This window comes from Aeromonas sanarellii (assembly GCF_000820085.1).
GTDB lineage: Bacteria > Pseudomonadota > Gammaproteobacteria > Enterobacterales > Aeromonadaceae > Aeromonas > Aeromonas sanarellii.
This window is the reverse complement of record NZ_CDBN01000021.1, coordinates 153,696-172,254: the sequence shown is the minus strand read 5'-3', so window position 1 is coordinate 172,254 and position 18,559 is coordinate 153,696. Positions and strand designations below refer to the sequence as shown.

The following is an 18,559-nucleotide window of genomic DNA, read 5'->3' as shown; positions in this document are numbered from 1 at the left end:
ATGCGGGCTTCTTTTTATCCACGGCTCGGCAGGCACTTACTCCGGCAAGGGCAGCGCCTTTCTGTCCAGTTTGCCGCTGCCGGTCTTGGGCAGGGCATCCAGCAGGATGAGCCGCGCCGGCACCATGTAGTGCGGCAGCGTTGCCTGCAACCCCTTGCGCAGGGCCAGGCGATTGAGGGTCACCCCGCTTTTCGCCTCCACGTAGCCCACCAGCATGGCCTCGTCCCCCTCGCCCACCAGGCGCACCGCTGCCTCCTGCACCCCGGCCTGGCGGCGCAGCCCCGCCTCCACCTCGCCGAGCTCGATGCGAAAGCCCCGCAGCTTGACCTGATCGTCGCGCCGTCCCAGATAGAGGAAGCTGTCCGCCCCAAGGAGGCGCACCCGATCGCCGGTGCGATAGAGGCGATGGGTGGCAAGGCGCAGGAAGGCGGCGCTGGTCAAGGCCGGCTTGCGCCAGTACCCCTCGCACAGGGCCGGGCTCTCGATGCAGAGCTCGCCGCACTCCCCCTCTGCCACCGGCTGCCCCGCCTCGTCCAGCACCCAGTGCCGATAGCCTGGCAGGCTGTGGCCGATGGTGATCTGCCCCTCCGCCGGCGGCCAGCGCACCTCGCTCACCAGGGACCAGACGGTGGCCTCGGTGGGCCCGTAGCAGTTCCACAGTCGCCGGGTGCGGGCACAGAGCTGCTCGGCCAATCCCAAATCCAGCGCCTCGCCGCCGCACAGGGCGGTGAGGGTATTGCGCCCCTGCCAGCCAGCCTTGAGCAGCATGCGCCAGCAGGCCGGGGTGGCCTGCAGCCAGTTGAGGGAGGGGTCGGCCTCGAGCAGCGCCAGCATCCCCAGCGGATCCTTGTTGTGCTCGCCGCCAGCCACCGTCAGCCGGCCACCGCCCCAGAGCGGTCCCAGCATCTCCAGCAGGGAGATGTCGAAGGCCGGGGTGGTGATAAAGAGCCAGTGACAGTTCGGTGAGAGCCCGAGCCGCTCGCGGATCCCGTCGAGGAAGCAGAGCAGGGCCCGCCGGCTGATGACCACCCCCTTGGGCTCGCCGGTGGAGCCCGAGGTAAACATCATGTAGGCGGCCAGGGCGTCATCCACCAGGGGCCAGGAAACGGCCCCTGCCGCTGCCGACCCATCCAGGGTGAGCAGCGGGCAGCCAAAGGCGGGAGCCGGCCTGTCGCCGTCGCAGATCACCGCCGACAGGCGCGCCTGACGGGCGATCCCCTGCAGCCGCTCCACCGGAAAGTCCGGCTCAAGAGGCACGAAGGTGAGACCGAGGCGCAGGCAGGCCAGCAGGCTGGCCACCAGATCGGGGCTGCGGGAGAGATAGAGACCGACCCGCTCCCCCACCGCCAGCCCCTGCAATCGGGCGGCAATCTGGGCAACCCGATCATTGAGCGCGCCGTAGCTAAGCCACTGCTCATCTGATCCGCCCTCACTGATGCCCTCCCCGCCCATACGGATGGCGGGGGCCAGCGGGGTGGCGGCCAGACATGCCGCCAGCCGCGCACCCAGATTGGCCGCCCCCTCGCGGGGGGCGGGCCGGGTTTGCACGAGCGAAGCCTCATGCTTGATGGTCACCGTCATAGCGCGGCCTCCGTTTGGCGCACCAGCCAGTGTCGATAGAGCCGGCTGGGGGATGGGTGGGCCTTGAGCGTCTGCAGGGTAAGCGGCGCCCGCTCCTGGCCAAACGCCTCGTTGAGGGCCGCCAGCAGGGCGAGCTGCTGCACCGAATCCACCCCGAGTTCACACAGGGTCTGCTGCCAGATGCCGGGTACGCCGCACTGGCGCTCCCACAGGGCCACCAGCACACGGGCCTCGGCCGGCGGCTGAGCCAGGCCGGACTCCGCCCTGGTGGAGGCCACCTGTGGCATCACCGGGGGCTGTGCCGCCGCCACTCTGGCCGGCTGGCTCAGATCCGCCTGCGCCAGCCAGTCGAGCTCGGCCAGCCAGGCAGCCAGCACCGCCTCGGCCCGGTCCTCGGGGATCTGCTCGCCGTCGAATTCGAGGCGCAGCTGGAGCGTCTCGCCCCGGCTGCTGACCACCAAGGAGAGCGGCAGCTCCACCTTCTCCACCACGGTGCCAAAGCGCGGCACCAGCTGGTGGGGTTCGGGGGCGGCAGGGACCGCCGGCATGGGGTAGTTCTCGAACACGAACAGACTCTGGAACAGGCGTGCTCGGCCTTTGGTCAGTGCCGCCAGTGACTGGGTGCCGTGCTCGTTGAGCGCCATCAAATCGGTCTGCAACCGGGCGATATGCTCGGCCAGGGTCAGCTCGGTGCACCACGCCAGCGCCAGTGGCAGGCTGTTGATGTAGAGCCCGACGCTCGCGGTGATCCCCTCGATGGGGTAATCCCTACCCGGGGTCACATTGCCCACCAGGGTGACGGCATCGCCAGAGCGGCGTGCCAGCAGACGGTGCCAGGCATATTGGGCCAACAGGCCCGCAGTCACGCCAAGCTCGCGGGCACGGTGCGCGAGCAAGGTCGCCACCTCGGCCGGCAATGCCGTGGCTCGCACCGCCGGTCGCTGCTGGGTATGGCGCCCGCTTGAGCTAGCGTCCAGCGTCACCCCAAACAGGCAGGTGAGATCGTTAGGCATTGCCAAGAGCTCGCCCCGCCCCTGCCAGTAGGCGTCGGCGCTGCGGGTTTGGCTGGCGATATGGCGGCCAAATTCGAGCCAGGCCGTATCCGGCTCGCGCTGCGGCAACAGGCCGTTCATCAGCGCCTGATAGCCGCGATGCAGGGAACCCAGCAACACGGGGCCGCTCCAGCCATCCAGCACGCCGTGATGGGCGCTGAAGATCACCTTGTGGTGATCGGGGGCCAATTTGAAGCAGGCAAGGCGCAGCAGGGGCGCCTGTTCCAGCGGGATCGGGCGGGCCAGATCCTGCTCGCGATAGGCCTGGACCCGTGCCTCGGCCTCTCCCGCCTCATTCCCTACCTCGGACAAGTCCTCATAGTGGAATGGCAACTCGGCATGCTTGAGGATGCGCTGGAGCGCCACCCCGTCCGCCAGCACCAGTTCGCTGCGAAGGGCCGGCCAAAGGGCGATCTGCCCCTGCCAGGCCTGACGGTAGACCGCCACGTCCAGCGGCTGGTGATAGTCCATCTCGGTCTGCAGGTGATAGGCGTGATCCCCGGGCAGCAACGCCCTGTGATGGAACATGCTCTGCTGCAAAGAGGTCATCGGCAGCAGAGTCTCCACCTCGCGCCCGCTCAGCACCCGATCGAGCGCGCTTTGCGAGAGGCCAAGCCCCGGGAAGTCGCTCGGGGTATGGCGTGGGGCCTTCACCGCGCAGCAGTGTTCCACCAGCGCCGTCAGGTTGTCCGCCAGCCGCGCCATCAAGGCGTCGCTCGCCTGCTGGTTGAGGGCGCCCACCTGGCGCAGGGTGAGGCGGCCATCAAACACGCCCCCGTGCAGACTGACCAGCTCGCGCGGCAGGTTGTCAGGGGACGTGGGGGCCCCCGGCGCCAGCGGCAGGGGTTGCCAGGGTTGAGCGGCCTCGCCCTGATGGCTGACCCCCAGATAGTTGAAGACCACCAGGGCTTCGGGCAGTGCCCAGCCACGTGGGTGGTGCAGCCGCAGGGCGTTGAAACCCACCCCCTTGTCCGGCACGGCGCGCAGCTGCTCCTTGGTGGCGCACACCAGCGCATCCCACGCCCCGGCATCCGCCAGCGCCAGCGGGTAGGTGCTGGTAAACCAGCCGAGGGTACGGCTCACGTCCAGTTCAGCATCGATGGCCTCACGGCCGTGTCCTTCCAGCATCACGCAGTGACGGCTGCCGTAACCCTGCTCGCTCAGGGTACGAGTCAGTGCCGCCAGCAACAGGTCGGGCACCCGGGTGAAGTAGGCCTGGTTGGCGGCGTCGATGAGACGAACCGTGGTCTCCTGACTCAGTTGCAGCAGGCTGGCGGCGGCTCGGCCATCGGCGGCGCGCGCCGCTTCCAGCAGGTGACCCTGGCTGCCTTCCCCCTGAGCCAGCCAGAAGCCAAGCTGTTCCTCTTCCCGTTTGGCGTAGGCCGCCAGCCCCTCGCCCCACTGGCGATAGCTGCTGCCCTTGGCGGGCAGCGGCTCGCCCCTGCTCACCCGAGCCAGATCTTCGGCCAGAATGCGCCAGGAGACCGCATCGATGACCAGGTGATGGAAGGCGAGGAAGAGCCCCTCCACCGTCTCGCCCTCGCGCGCCCCCTCGAGGGCGAGATTGCGCAGGCGGGCCCAGGCCAGGGTGTGGCCGCTGGCAGGGTCGAAATCTCCCTGCAGCTCGGTCAGGCGGGCCTGCAGCTTGGCCTCATCGAAATTGGCGGCATCCAGGGTCGGCAGCGGCGGCAATGGCAGTTCGGCCAGGTAGCGCTGGCCGGTCGGGGTCACCGCCAGACGCAGGGCATCGTGGTGCTGGCGCAACGCATCCAGCCAGCCGCGCAGGGCCTCATCGTCCACCCCGGCCGGCAGGCGCAGGATCACCCCCTGGTTCCAGTGACCGGACTTGGCAAAGCCCTGCTCGAAGAACCAGTGCTGAATGGGGTGGAGCGGGAACTCGCCGGTCAGGCTGCCCTGCTCGCTCCTGTGGCTGACTGCCTGCTGCTGGCCGAGCTGGCGGCAGAGGCGACGCACCGTCTTGGCTTCGAACACGTCCTTCACGCTGCAATGCAGTCCCGCATCCCGCAGCCGGGTGGTGAGCTGGATGCTGAGGATGGAGTCACCGCCCAAGCGGAAGAAGTCATCCTCCACCCCGAGCGGTTGCTTGAGCACCCCTTGCCAGATGGCCAGCACTGTCTGCTCCAGTTCGTTTTGCGGCTCGCCCTTGCTCTGCTGCCAGACGATGGCGGGCAAGCGGCGCAAGTCCAGCTTGCCGTTGGGGGTGAGCGGCATCTCGGGCAGCCAGCAGAGGCGCGCCGGCACCATGTATTCGGGCAGGCACTCGCCGGCTCGCTGCAGCAGGGCGTCGCCGTCGGGCTCGCTCGCCCCGGCCTGCAAACAGGCGTAAGCGAGCAGACGACCCTCCTGCACCACCACCTTGATCTGGCGGATGACCGGGCACAATTCGGCAAGCCGGGTCTCTATCTCCCCCGGCTCGATGCGATAGCCGCGCAGCTTGATCTGCTCGTCTATCCGGCCCAGATACTGGATGTTGCTATCGCGGCGCAGCAGGGCCCGATCGCCGGTGCGATAGAGGCGATGGGTACGTTCCGCCAGCGCCAGCTCGATAAAGGCCTCCTGGGTGCGCTCCGGCAGATTGAGGTAGCCGCGGGCCAGCCCCAACCCTGCCAGGCAGAGCTCGCCGGGCACCCCCACCGGGCAGAGGTTGCCCGCCTCGTCCAGGATCAGCGCCTTCAGGTGGTTGACCGGTCGACCTATGGTGATGGGCTCCCCCGGGGTGAGCCGCGCGCAGAGCGCGGTGACGGTGCACTCGGTCGGGCCGTACATGTTGAACAGCGCCACCCGCTCCCCCCAACGCTCCACCAGGCTGCTCGGGCACGCCTCGCCGCCAAAACCGATGGCCTTGAGGGAACCGAGATCCGCCGCTGGCAATAGATTCGCCAACAGCGCCGTGGGCAGGATCATATGGCTGGCACCGCAAGCGATCGCGGCACTGATCACCCCCTCGCCCGGCTCGCCGAAGTGCAGGGCCGCACCGCAGTAAAGGGGCAGCAAGCTGGTCATGTTGCCCGCATCGAACGAGAGGGACATGCAGTTGAACATGGCCCCATTCTGATCAAGGGCGATGCGCTCGCCATGATCCGCCATCAGGTTGACCAGGCTGCCCTGCTCCACCATGACTCCCTTGGGCAGGCCGGTGCTGCCGGAGGTGTAGATGATCTGGGCCAGCATGGCGGCGTCTCGAGGCAGTGCAGGCGTGCTGGTTGGCATCTTGTCCAGCGCCAGCCCGTGCAGATCGTGATACGCGGCAGTCGTGCCCGCCAGCGCCTCGCCAAGCCGCGGGTCCGGCACGCCACCCAGCACCAGGCTGATGGATGCATCGCCGAGGATATGGGCCAGCCGCTCGGCGGGATAGGCAGGGTCGAGGGGTACATAGGCCGCCCCCGCCTTCCAGCTGGCGAGCAGGGCAACCACGAAGGCGACATCGCGTCTCGCCTGGATGCCGATGGCGGCGCCCGGGGTGACGCCGCGAGCCTGCAGCCAGTGGGCCAGCCGGTTGGCGCGAGCCTCCAGCTCGCCATAGGTCAAAGATTGCGCACCGTCGCGGACCGCCAGGGCGTCTGGGCACTGCCCAGCCCGCCGTTCGATATGACAGAGCAGGGTATCGCGGTTGTGGTAATCCGGCGGCAAGTCGGCAAGCTGTGCGGCCATCGCTGCCTGGTCGGTGCCCGCCTCCAGCGGCAGTTGCCAGATGTCGGTCTCGGGGGCCGCCACCACGGCGCGCATCAGGTGCAGCAGGCGATCGGCATAAACCTGGATGGTCTCTCGCTCGAACAGGGCGGTGGCAAACAGCCAGTCCACCCTGACGGAATCCATCAGCTCGGTCACCTTGACCGAGATGTCGGTCTTGGCCGGTAGCACAGGCGAGGTCTCCTCCACCAGCTGGCAGCCGGGGATGAGATCGTTGAAGTCCACCTTGGCCTGATAGACCAGCATGATCTGGAAGATGGGGTTGATGGCGGTGGTGCGATCGGCGCCGATGGCCTCGGCCAGCGCCTCGAAGCGGTAGAGCTGGTGATCGAAGGCCGCCAGATCCTCCTCCCGGCACTGCTGCAGATAGTCGACAAAGCTGGGCTTGCCGCTGAGTTGAGTGCGCAGCACCAGGGTGTTGACGAAGAAGCCCACCAGCGACTCGATCTCATGGCGCTCGCGATAGGCGAGCGGGGTGCCGATCACCACCTCCTTCTCGCCGCTCTGGCGCACCATCAGCAGGGCAAACAGGGCGTGCAGACCGATGAAGTTGGAGGTGCTGTGACGCTGACAGAGGCGCTTGAAGCTCTCCCACAGATCGTTGTCGATGGTGGAGAAGACCAGCTCGCCGCCGCTGTCCTGATGGGCCGGGCGCGGCTTGTCCAGCGGCAGGCCGTGCACCTCGGGGCTGCCACCGAGCCTGTCGACCCAGAACGGCTTGAACTCGGCGTGATAATCGAGAAAACGCGGTGAGTTGAACCAGCGGGCATAGTCGATGTAGGTGAGCGGCAGCTCGCTCACCTGCAGGGGCTCGCGGTTCTGGTGGGCAAGAAAGGCGCGCTTGAGATCCGCGAACATGTTCTTGACCGACCAGCCGTCGGAGATGATGTGGTGCTGGGTGATCAGCAACACGTGTTCGCGGCTGCCCAGCCGTATCAGATGCACCCGGCTGAGATCCCCCTGGGTCAGGGAGAAGGGGCGGCCAATCTCCTCGCGCACCCGGCGGGCCACATAGGCCTCCCGCTCGGCAATGGGCTCTGCGCTCACGTCCTCAATCTGCAGCGTGAAGGGCACGTGGGGCAGGATCTCCTGCGCGCCCCTGCCCGCCTCATCCTTGATGAAGCGGGTGCGCATGCTGGGGTGGCGGGCAAACAGGTGGTCGAAGGCAAACTCCAGCGCCGCCGTGTCCAGCTCTCCCTTGACGCGAAAATAGACCGGCATGTTGTAGAGGTGGGAGGCCTCCTCGTACTGCTCGATAAACCAGAGCCCGCTCTGGGACGACGAGAGCGGCCCCTGCAAGGCCCCCTCGGCGACGATAGGCGCCTCGAAGGCGGCACGGGCCGCCAGGCAGCGCACCAGCTCATCCTTGTGGGCCTTGATGGTGGCGCCGATGGCCGGTGTCACCGCCTCCTTGCTCGACTGGGAGATAAGCTGGCCCTTGTCGTTCAGCGCCAGCTTGACCCCCTGCCGTTCCAGCTGTTTCAACAGCAAAATCATATTGTTCATCTGTTTCTCAAGCCTCAGGCACTCAGGGTGGCGCCGCCGTCGACGACCAGATCCTGCAGCGTGATGTGGCTGGCCAGATCCGAGGCCAGGAAGAGGACGGTATGGGCGATCTCCGCCGGGGTGGCCACCTTGCGCAGAGGGATGCCGAGCTTGAACTGCTCCGGCAACCCGGCGATGGTGCGGGCCATGGCCTCCTCGCTTGGCAGCATGCCGCGCAGCATGGGGGTATCCGTCGAGCCCGGCGACACCAGGTTGGCGCGCACGCCGAAGGGGGCCAGCTCCAGCCCCACCGTCTGGGTCAGGCTGGTGACCGCCGCCTTGGAGGCGCAATAGGCCGCCATCTGCATGCGCGGCACATGGGCGGCGTTGGAGCCGATGGTGACGATGGCACCGCGCCTCTGTCCCTTGAAGTGGGGCACCAGGGCCCGCAGCAGATAGAAGACGCCGCTGGCGTTGACCGTCATGCAGTCGTGCCAATCGTCATCGCTCAAGGCGTCGGTGGGGCCGAGGCGCAGCACCCCGGCCCCGTTCACCAGCACATCCAGCCCGCCGTCCGCCAGCAGCGCTGCGCAGCAGGTGTTGACCGCCTTCGAATCGCCGATATCGAGCAGCCGGGTGGCATAGGGGTAGTCGGCTTCGGGAAACGCCAGATCCAGCCCCACCACGATTGCGCCGGCCGCCACGAACTGCGTGGCCACCTCGCGGCCGATGCCGCGCCCGGCCCCGGTCACCCAGACCCGCTTGCCAGTGAAATCAAAGGCCATTGCTTGTTGCTCCTTATCCATCACCACACCATCTCCACGCTCTCTTCGTCCTCGGCAAGCAGGCCGTCGAGGAAACGGCAGAAATCATCCAGGCGAGGGTGATCGAACACGTCGGAGACCTTGACCTGCACCCCGAACTCGGCACCGAGCCGGTTGACGATCTGGATGGTCTGCAGGGACTGGCCCCCCAGTTCGAAGAAGTTGTCAGCGGGCCCCATGGTGGCCAGCCCCAGGATCTGCTGCCAGATGGCGCCAACCCGGTTCTCGGTCTCGCTGCCCAGGGTCAGGGCTTCGCCGCCCGCCTGGTAGGCGGCCAGCAGGGCCTTGCGATCCAGTTTGTTGGAGCCGGTACGGGGCAGCTGGTCATAGTGGCGATAGTCGGTGGGGATCATGGCGGCAGGCAGCACCCTGGCCAGCTGCGCCTTGATGACCCGGCTGTCGCGCTCCGGCCCCGCCACGAAGGCCACCAGCCGGCGCACGCTGCCGATGCTCACCCCCTGCACGCAGGCCTCGTCCAACCCGGGCAGGGCCAGCAGCTGGGCCTCCACTTCGCCGGGCTGGATGCGATAGCCGCTTATCTTGAATTCGTTGTCGCGCCGACCGAGGTAGACCAGCCGGCCGGCCACCAAGCGCACCCGATCGCCGGTGCGATAGACGGGCATCTGCTTCGCCCCGACACGCAGGGTGCCAAAGCTCCCCTGCACACCTCCCACGTAGCCGTTGGCCAGCTGCGGGCCGAGCAGCACCAGCTCTCCCTCGCTGGCGGGTTGCTCCCCCGCCCCCAAGATAAGCGCCTGCATACCGGGCAGCGGCAGGCCGATGGGCAACTGGGCCTGGCTCGGGTCTTCCTGCTGCAGCTCCTGGGTGGTCACCACCACTGTGGTTTCGGTGGGGCCGTAGGTGTTGAACAGGCGCACATCGGAGCGGCCCTGACGCTGCCACTGGGCCAGCTGCTCGGGGTAGACTGCCTCGCCGCCGATGATGACGGTGGCCAGATTGGCAGGAATGTGGGCCTGGCCCGCCGTCAGCGCCACCACCCACTCGTTCCAGAACGCGGTGGGCAGGTCGAGGTGGGTGATCCCCATCTGCTCCACCCCGGCCGCAAAGGCGGGCATGGATTCGAGCAGGGCGTCGGTGCGCAGCACCAGGGTGGCACCGGCGCTCAGGGTGGCGAACACCTCCTCGATGCTGGCGTCGAAGTTGAAGGGGGCGAATTGCAGCATCCGCGCGCCCTCGCCCAAGTGGTAGCGGCAGCGGGCGGCGGCGGCGAAGTGATCCAGCGCGCCGTGGCTCACCGCCACCCCCTTGGGCAGACCGGTGGAGCCCGAGGTAAACATCAGGTAGGCGACGGCGCGACCGGCGGCCGGCTGGTTGAGCCGATCAATGCTCACTAGATCCCCCGCCAGCAGGGTGCGCCCCTCAAACAGGCTGGCCAGCTTGTGGCGGTACTCCGCCTGGGTGATCAGGGTCTTGACCTCCCCCAGCCGCAGAATATGGCCCTGGCGCTCCAGCGGCTGCTCGGGGTCGAGCGGCACGTAGACAGCGCCGGCCAGCAGCACCGCCAACTGGACGAAGATGGCCTGGGGGGTGCGGGCCAGCATGACCCCCACCTTGTCGCCGGGGGCGACGCCTTCGGCCTGCAGGGCGGCCGCCATCTGTTCGGATCTGGCCAGCAGCGCCTCGTAGCTGAAGCGGACCTCTCCCTGCTCCAGCGCAATCTTGTCCGGGGTCTGGGCAGCAAAGTGGCAGAGCGCCTCCAGCACCGGCCGCACCTGGAGAGCTTCATGGACGGGGCCGGCGATCAGGGCGCTGGCTCGCTGCTCGGCCAGCCAGTCGGCCTTGAGGGTCCCCAGGGTCTGGGCGGGCTCGGCCAGCCAGCGTCCCAGCAGGGCAAACAGGGTATCGGCGATGGCCGCCAGCTCCCCCTGCTGGTAGCAGCCGGGGTTGGCGTCCAGATCCAGTCTGGGCTGGCCATCGACGCCGACCTGCACCTCTATGGTGAGATCCTCCACCGGGCCGGCGCTGATGTTGAGAATATGGGCAGATAACGGCCCGAAAAGGCGAGCGTGATCGAACGGCATGATGTTGACCAGCGGGCCGAACAGGCGCTTGTCACCCCCCACCAGGCCAAGATCGCGGCGCAGCAGCTCGTAGCGGTAGTGCTGGTGTTTACGCACCCCGCGTTTGGCCTTGACCACGGCGCCGGCAGCCCCGGCCAGATCCAACGCGTCATCAAGCTCCAGAGCCAGGGGAGTGATGTTCATCTGCATGCAGGGCACGGTCAGGGACGCCGAGCCGATGCGGTTCATCATCATCAGGCCGAGCAGGGTCTTATCCTGGCCGCTCGAAAGCGACAGTTGGGCAGAGAGGCCGGCCAGCAGCAGATCGGGCCAGCCCAGCTTGTGCTCGTCGGCAAAGCCGGTCAGGGATTGCCACAGCGCCGCCGGCAGCGGGCGGCTCTCGCGGAGAAATTCGGCCGCGATGGGCGCGCGGGTCTCGCCAAAGGACTTCACCTCGGGCCAGCCTTGCAGCTGCTCCTGCCAGAAGCCGCGGGCGGCGGCGTTCTTGCCGCTCTGCTCGCGGCTCGCCTCTTCCGCCAGCACCTCCGCCAAAGAACCGAAGGGCGACGGGGAGTTCATCTCACCGGCCAGCCCCTCTGCATACAGCTCGGCGATGCGCTGGAACAGCAAGGTGGTGCCAAAGCCATCCAGCGCAATATGGTGCACGCAGCTGTAGAGATAATCGCGGCCGGGGCCGCGCAACAGGGCGAAGCGGCAGGGCGCCTCTTGGGTCAACTCGAACGGGCGGCGCAGATCGGCCCAGGCCCAGGCGCGGGCCAGCGTCTCGTCATCGCGCGCGAGAGAGACCTCTTCATAGGCCAGGGGCCGCTCATGCGAGACGAAGCAGACCGTCTCCTTATCGTCTTCGAAGTGGCCCTTGAGCGCCTCGCACTCCCCCACCGCCTTGGCAAGGGCTGCGACCAGCACGGTCGCCTCGACCTTGCCGTCGAAGGCGATGCACTCGGCGGTGTTGAACATCGCCTTGTCGTCGTTCAGCAGATGTCCGGACCAGAGCCCCTGCTGGGGGATGGTCAAGGGGAAGCGGTTCATGGGGTCACCTCCAGGGCCTGGGCTGCCAGCCTGGCCTCGATGAGGCGCCACCAGCCGTTGAGGGTCGGCAGCTTGGCGAGATCCACGAAGCCGAGCTCCACTCCGGCGGCGCGCCACTCGGTAAGCAGGGCCATGATCCGCACCGAATCCAGACCGTAGTCGATGAGGTTCTCGTCGGGGTCAAACTCATCTTCGTCCTCGTCGATGTGACTCAGCAGCCGCGCCTTGAGCCCCTCATACGTCAGCAACGGATTGGCGGACAACGGATTGCTCTGGGCGGCAGAAACGGAAGCCGGGGCAAGGACCAACACCTCCTCGCAGCGGATCACCTTGCCGCAGCGGGTCGCCACGTAGTCGAGCGCCATCTGGTGGTCGGCCAGGGAGAAATCCGCCACCCCGTCCGCCAGGAAGAAGGGCTGGATGTCGCGCATGAAGGCGTCGCAGGCGGTCATCATGCAGCCGATATGGCCGTAGATGCCGCCGATGATCAGCTGATCCCGCCCCAGCGCTTTGAGCATCTGCTCGAGCTCGGAGCGCTGGAAGGCGCTGTAGCGCCACTTGACCAGCACGGTGTCGTCCCGCTCTGGGCAGAGTGCTGCGACCACCTGCTGCTGCTCTGGCCGTTTGTTGAGCCCCGGGCCCCACATGTCATTGAGCAGGGCGCGATCTTCAGGGGATTGATCCTTGGGCTGGGCGGTGTAGAAGACCGGGATGCCGAGGGCCTTGCACTGCTTGCGCACGGCGGCCAGGCGCTGGGTGAGTTCCGCGATCAGCGGGCTGTTCTCGCCATAGAAGGCGGTGAAGTACTCCTGCATGTCGTGGATCAGCAGGGCGGCGCGTTTGGAGTCCAGGGACCAGTCGACCTTGTTGGCCTTCCACTGGCTGGGCATGGCGTAATTGTTCAGGGTTGGGATAGCCATAACGTCATGATTCCTTTTTAGTTTTATGCTGTAGAGGCTGGTTGGCGGCGATGGCGTGCGCAATGCGCGCCCGCAGCCCCTGCTTGTCAATCTTGCCCACCGCCGTCATGGGCAGGGCGTCCAGGGTTTCGAAACGGTCGGGCAGCTTGAAGTCCGCCACCCCGCGCTCACGCAGAAACTTGCGCAAGGCCAGCGGCTTCAAGGCGGGATCCGTGCTGACGATGAAGGCGCAGCTCTTCTCCCCCATGGCGCTGTCGGGCATGGAGACCAGGGCCGCATGGGTGATGGCCGGGTGGTGCAGCAGCTGGTTTTCCACCTCTTCCGCCGCGATCTTCTCGCCGCCCCGGTTGATCTGATCCTTCTGCCGCCCGACCACGGTGAGGTAACCATCGGCATCCTGTACCACCAGATCGCCGGAGCAGTAGAAACCCTCGGCATCGAACACCCGGGCGTTGTGGGCCGGACTCTGGTAGTAACCGCGGAAGGTGTAGGGACCGCGGGTGTGCAGGGCGCCAGGCTCGCCGGGGGCAACCGGGTTGCCCGCCTCATCGAGGATGCGCACCTCGTCGTCCGGGCTCATAGGGCGGCCCTGGGTGTGAATGACCTTCTCGTCGGGGTCGTCCAGCCGGGTGTAGTTCACCAGCCCCTCCGCCATGCCGAACACCTGCTGCAGCCGGCAGCCGAGCAGCGGCCCTATCTTGCTGGCCACCGCCTCCCCCAGCTTGGCGCCGCCCACTTGCAGCAAGTCGAGGCTCTCGAGCTGAGTGCGCGCAGTGGGGTCCGCTTCCGCGGCCTGCAGCCAGAGCGAGACCGCCGGCGGCACCAGCGAGGTGAGGTTGACCCTGTGGCGGGCAATCAGCGGGAAACAGCTGATGGGGCTGGGGTCGGGCGCGAGCACCACGGTGCCGCCCGCCTCGAACACCCCCAGAGCGCCAGGGGAGCTCAGAGGGAAGTTGTGGGGCGCCGGCAGGGCGCACAGATAGCGGGTATGGGGCCCCAATTCACAGATTTCATTGCTGCGGCGCACGCTGTACAGGTAATCGTCGTGGGTGCGGGGGATGAGCTTGGGGGTGCCGGTGCTGCCGCCGGAGAGCTGGAAGAAAGCCACCTCGTCCGCCGGGGTCGGGCCAGATTTCACCGGCTCACTCTCAGCCCCCTTCGCCAACCAGCGGGTCAGCCCCAGCTCCCCCTCATCGCCATCCAGCAGCACCAGCTCGGCGCCGATGGTTGTCAGCAGCTCGCTCTCGCGACCCTTGCTCGCAAACAGCGGATGGGCCAGCGAGCCGACAAAGAGGCGCGGTGTGATCTGCTCGGCATAAGAGAGGAGCTCCAGCCGGTTGTGACTAAAGAGCGCGTTGACCGGCGCGATACCGGCTTTCAGCAGGGCGAAGAACACCAGATAGAACTCGGCCACGTTGGAGAGCTGCACCAGCGCGGTGTCCCCCACCCCCAGGCCATGGTGGGCCAGATTCGCGGCCAGCCGGCTCGAGGCGGCGTCCAGCTCGCCATAGCTGAAGCGGCGCTCGCCGCAGAGGATGGCCTCGGCATCGGGGGCCAGCTCGCACTGACGCGCCAGCATGGCGGTCAGCGGCTCGCCGCGCCAATAGCCCTTGGCGCGGTAACGCTCCGCCAATGCGTCGGGCCAGCGGGTATAGGGCAGGAAGCTCATTGCGCCACCTCCAAATCCAGGCCCAGGGCTTTGAGCATGGTCCCCAGCTTGGTGCCGGTCTCGGCCCACTCCATGGCGGGATCCGAGCCCGCAACGATACCGGCGCCGGCAAACAGCTCCACCTGATGGCCGTCGAGCACCCCGCAGCGGATCACCACGGCCCACTCGCCGTTGCCCTGGCTGTCGCACCAGCCGACGATGCCGCTGAAGAGGGCTCGCCGGAAGGGCTCCTGCTCGCGAATAAACTGGCGGGCCAGATCGGTGGGATAGCCGCACAGGGCCGGGGTGGGATGAAGCTGGCAGGCCAAGGAGAGCACCGATGCCTCGCCGCCATTGAGCCGCCCGGCGATGGGGGTGCCCAGATGCCAGAGGGTATCCGTGCTCATCAGCGAGGGGCTGGACGGGATCGCCAGCTCGCGGCAGTGGGGGGTCAACACCCGGCGGATCTCGTCGATCACCAACTTGTGTTCATGCTGATCCTTGCGAGAGGCCAGCAGATCCCGGGCGACCATTTCGTCTTGCGCCGGCTCGCTCGCCCGTCTGGCGGAGCCCGCCAGCGGGTGGGTGAACACCTCTCCCCCGCTGACCCGCAGCAGCAGCTCCGGACTGGCGCCAAGCAGGCGGCGGCCCTGGCCGAGCGGCAGGGAGAAGTGGAAGGCGTGGGGATTCTGGGCCATCAGACGGGTCATCACCCGCTTCGGATCGGCGGGTTGATGCAGGGTGAGTGTCAGCTTGCGCGACAACACCACCTTGGATAGCCGGCCTTGTGCAAACGCATCCAGCGCCGCGCTGACCGAGGCCTGGAATTCGCTGGCCGGCGGGGTGCTCTGCACCGAGATGACCCGGTTGGCCTCGACGGTCTGCTCCACTTCTGTCGCCGGTGTCGGCTCTATCGGGGCTAGTTTCTCGCCCCACTTATAGCGGCCGGGCACATAGAGGCAGGAGGCCTCCGCCGGATCGAACGCGAAGGCACCGATAAGCAGGGGGTTGGCCTGGCCGGCGACCCTGGCGGCATCGAGGGCCAGAGTTATCTGCTGTGCCAGCAGGGGCCAATCGCAGGCGGGGGTGGTGATAGGCTGGCCCAGGTCAGTGGCACTGAGAGTGCCCTGACCCGAGGTAAACAAGAAATCAGGCGACATCTTCGCCTCGGCAGGTGCGCCATTGTCCATTACACGAGTATTCACGTTACTCCCTCAAAGAAGATTCAAAATGATAATGATTATCAGTTTGACTTTGTGCGGCGGTAAAATACTCGCTTTGAAATCACGGGGTCAATGGGATTCTGAGGTGATAAAACAGGAGCCTGTCTGTGGGTATTGCGGGGACGGCGCCATGGCGGGCCTGTTGGCACAGGGGATGACAACGCTACTCGAATGAAAACGGATTGCCATCCCCATATGGGGAATGCGACAGAAACGGGACGAGGGGCCCCCACTGGCGGCCGACCCGCTTTGCCCCTAAGATGGCGCCATCTGTTGTTGCCACCCATTTGATGGAACCTTCCCATGTTGAAACACCTGCTTCTGCTCCCCTTCGCCCTGCTGCTGGCAGCCTGCTCCCTCACCCAGTACAGCGTCAGCGAGGGGGAGATCAACCAGTACCTCAAGGAGCGAGTCGCCTTCGAGAAGCAGCTGGGGATCCCCGGCATCATGTCGAGCAAGATCCGCCTCGATGACATGCAGAGCCGTATCGGTCGCAGCCAGGCCGACAAGGTCGAATTGGACGCCGCCGGCGATCTGCAGGTGGCGAGCCCCCTTGGCAGCCAGCAGATGAAGATCCGCCTCTCCCTGCGGGCACGCCCGGACTATGTGGCCGAGCAGGGCGCCATCTACCTGCGCGATCTGGAGCTGCTCTCGGTCAAGACAGAGCCGGCCGACGTGGGGGCCGCCCTCACCCCGCTGCTGCCCACCTTCAACCAGTCCCTCTCCCTGTTCCTCTCCCAGACCCCGGTCTATCGGCTCGATGGCAGCCGCCAGAGCGAGGCGCGGCTCAAGGACAAGGTCGAGGCCCTCAAGGTGGAGCCGGGTCGATTGGTGATCCCTTTCAAGCTGATGTAATGCTTATCGCCGCGCTTCTCTCCACAACACTCGGCAGCGCGGCTTTTCACTTCTCAAGCCCGTCCTTTTGCCCCATAATGCACACCATTCTCATTTAGATTCATGAGAAGCGTCATAATAAAATCAAATATATGGGTGAAAAGGACATGAGAAAAACCGTACTGGTGCAGGCGATCGCCTGTGCGTTGCTCAGCAGTGCCGCGCACGCTGCCGTCAAGGTGGAAGACAAGACCTTCAACACCGCCGCCAACATGCTGGCCTACACCGAATTCGAGCTCTCCGGCGAGCCGCTGGCCGAGGCCCTCGGCCTGGATCTGGATGTGCTGGACGCCAACCGCGCCGATGAGCCCACCCCGTTCGACTTCGCCGCCGGCATCGAATCCTATGAATACTCCGAAGAGGCCATGTACGCCCTCAATTACCAGTCCGGCATGGGCCCGCACCTGGTGAACGGGCCGCAGAACCTGGCCCGTGGTGGCACCCTGGCCGACCTGGGCAAGCGGGTGCTAGCCATGGCCGAGGCCGTTGGCTTCCCGGCCGATGAAATCCCCCAGGGCATGTATCCCCTCTCCCTGCCCTACGCCTCCGCCAACCCGGAGTTCGCGCAAGCCGTGAACACCACCCCGGTCAATGGCGACCAGATCACCATCAAGCCCGCCAAGGGCAACGAGAAGAGAGTCAAGACCCAGGTGCCGGCCTACTTCCGCGACTACGCCACCCTGCGCTGGAGCGGCAGTGACAACCTGCTGGTGCCGGCGGCCGTGGGCGGCATCCTGCTCAAGGAGGTGATGTGGTCCCAGGACTTCCTCGGCGGCATGCACGTGGCCGAGAGCGATGAAGAGGTGGAAGCGGCTTCCGCCACCATGGATCAGGACGGCAAGCACAAGCTGGGGGTCTCCGCCGCCGACGGCTTCAACGGCATGATGCTGACCGAGCAGTCCATCGACAAGCTGGCCATCCTGCAGGGCCAGCTCGGCTTCGACGGCAAGACCCTGGGCGCCAAGATCACCCCGCAGTACGATCCGGCCAAGGGTGTTGTCTACTTCCCCCATCAGGTGAAGGTCACCGAGACAGCCAAGAACGATGCGGGCGCCATCGGCAAGCTGGAGGTGGTGGACGGCTCCGCCCAGCTGCGCGACGCCTGGATGCTGCTGTGGCCCCTCTCCGAGTTCTATGCCTTCAGCGATCAGCGCACGGCAAACACCAATCAGAACCCGACCTTCCACGCCGTGTTCGACGGTGCCCCGTTCGCCGCCGCCCCGGCTGCCAACCAGACCAATGATCTGGGCAAGGCGGTGGCGGGCAGCGATGCCTTCTCCCTGGCGCTGAACCTCTCCAACCTCACCTTCAAGAACCTCGATGCCCTGCACTTCAATGCCAAGGCCGGCACCCTGGTCGACAGCTGGCAGGCAGGCAAGCAGAGCCAGCACGTCACCACCTTCGACGCCGCCTACGCCCTGGTCGCCCTGCAGATCTTCCAGCGCGCCCAGGATGCCCTGCCGGTCGGCTACGCCGCCGGTGACAACGGCGAGCTGAACCTCAAGACCCAGCAGGGTCAGCAGGCGCTCGCGCTGGTGCGCAAGCAGGCCGATTTCATCCTGGCCAACCTCAAGGGCAAGAACGGCCTGGTACACGACGGTCTGACCCTGGGTGGCCAGCTTGACGCGGGCCAGTCCATCGAGACGCAGTTTGCCGCCATCCGCGGCCTGACCGCCGCCTTCCTGGCCACCTCGAATGCCAAGTACCGCACCGCGGCCCGCGATCTCTTCATCGCCACCGACAAGGCCTACTTCAATGCCAAGGCCGGTACCTGGCTCGCAGGTACGCAGGGCGAATACACCCCCTGGACCCAGGCCGCCATCTCCGGCGCCCTGCGCTCCGCCATGCTGAACCTGCGCAACGAAGGCGGCGAGAAGGCGCCCGAGCTGGAGCTCGCCAAGCTGACCCAGCAATATGTCAGCTGGTTCCGCGGCACCAATAACGGCGGCATGCAGATGGCCGAATGGGTCGGCGACTCCGGCGAGAACGTCATCGACGGCGCAGGCCATGACACCGACGAAGACGGCGTCCCCCAGGTGACCGCCGCCGGTGGCAAGCACGGCACCGCCATGGTGATGGCAGGCAAGGCCCTGATCAGCGAAAAATAATCAGCCGCCGGCTGAACAAGCAAAGGGAGCCATAGCGGCTCC

General features: G+C 66.7%; 9 protein-coding genes. 2 read left to right on the top strand and 7 right to left on the bottom strand.

Going from position 1 to position 18,559, the window contains the following annotated elements; translation table 11 throughout:
• Positions 1–36 precede the first annotated feature (36 nt).
• The 7 genes from amoH to BN1132_RS04330 are packed head-to-tail and all read right to left on the bottom strand — an operon-like array spanning position 37 to position 15,497.
• Positions 37–1,581, bottom strand: a complete 1,545-nt coding sequence (gene amoH / locus BN1132_RS04360) for an amonabactin biosynthesis glycine adenylation protein AmoH (protein ID WP_042075336.1) — start codon at positions 1,579–1,581, stop codon at positions 37–39.
• Positions 1,578–7,850, bottom strand: a complete 6,273-nt coding sequence (gene amoG, locus BN1132_RS04355; protein WP_042075334.1) for an amonabactin biosynthesis non-ribosomal peptide synthetase AmoG — start codon at positions 7,848–7,850, stop codon at positions 1,578–1,580. The genes amoH and amoG overlap by 4 nt, the downstream gene beginning before the upstream one ends.
• A 14-nt stretch (positions 7,851–7,864) precedes the next feature.
• Complete coding sequence (amoA, locus tag BN1132_RS04350) at positions 7,865–8,614, bottom strand: amonabactin biosynthesis protein AmoA (RefSeq protein WP_042075332.1); 750 nt, start codon at positions 8,612–8,614, stop codon at positions 7,865–7,867.
• A 20-nt stretch (positions 8,615–8,634) separates the two neighbouring features.
• Positions 8,635–11,724 (bottom strand): amonabactin biosynthesis non-ribosomal peptide synthetase AmoF, encoded by a 3,090-nt coding sequence (gene amoF / locus BN1132_RS04345; RefSeq protein ID WP_042075331.1) that lies wholly within the window; start codon positions 11,722–11,724, stop codon positions 8,635–8,637.
• On the bottom strand, positions 11,721–12,644 hold the full coding sequence (gene amoB, locus BN1132_RS04340) for an amonabactin biosynthesis bifunctional protein AmoB (RefSeq protein ID WP_042075330.1): 924 nt from the start codon (positions 12,642–12,644) through the stop codon (positions 11,721–11,723). The genes amoF and amoB overlap by 4 nt, the downstream gene beginning before the upstream one ends.
• A gap of 4 nt (positions 12,645–12,648) precedes the next feature.
• Positions 12,649–14,313: an amonabactin biosynthesis (2,3-dihydroxybenzoyl)adenylate synthase AmoE gene (gene amoE / locus BN1132_RS04335; RefSeq protein WP_042075328.1), complete on the bottom strand. Its 1,665-nt coding sequence runs from the start codon at positions 14,311–14,313 to the stop codon at positions 12,649–12,651.
• Positions 14,310–15,497 carry an isochorismate synthase gene (locus tag BN1132_RS04330; protein ID WP_042075326.1) on the bottom strand — a complete coding sequence of 396 codons (1,188 nt, stop codon included), beginning with the start codon at positions 15,495–15,497 and terminating at the stop codon, positions 14,310–14,312. Before BN1132_RS04330 ends, amoE begins: the two co-directional genes overlap by 4 nt.
• Positions 15,498–15,818: 321 nt before the next feature.
• Between BN1132_RS04330 and BN1132_RS04325 the strand changes: the two genes are divergently transcribed.
• Together BN1132_RS04325 and BN1132_RS04320 are read left to right on the top strand one after the other, a co-directional pair.
• The gene (locus BN1132_RS04325) at positions 15,819–16,370 is read left to right on the top strand and encodes a lipoprotein (RefSeq protein WP_042075324.1); all 552 of its coding nucleotides are present in this window, start codon (positions 15,819–15,821) and stop codon (positions 16,368–16,370) included.
• Between the two features lie 146 nt (positions 16,371–16,516).
• Positions 16,517–18,517 (top strand): hypothetical protein, encoded by a 2,001-nt coding sequence (locus tag BN1132_RS04320; protein ID WP_042075589.1) that lies wholly within the window; start codon positions 16,517–16,519, stop codon positions 18,515–18,517.
• Positions 18,518–18,559: the final 42 nt, after the last annotated feature.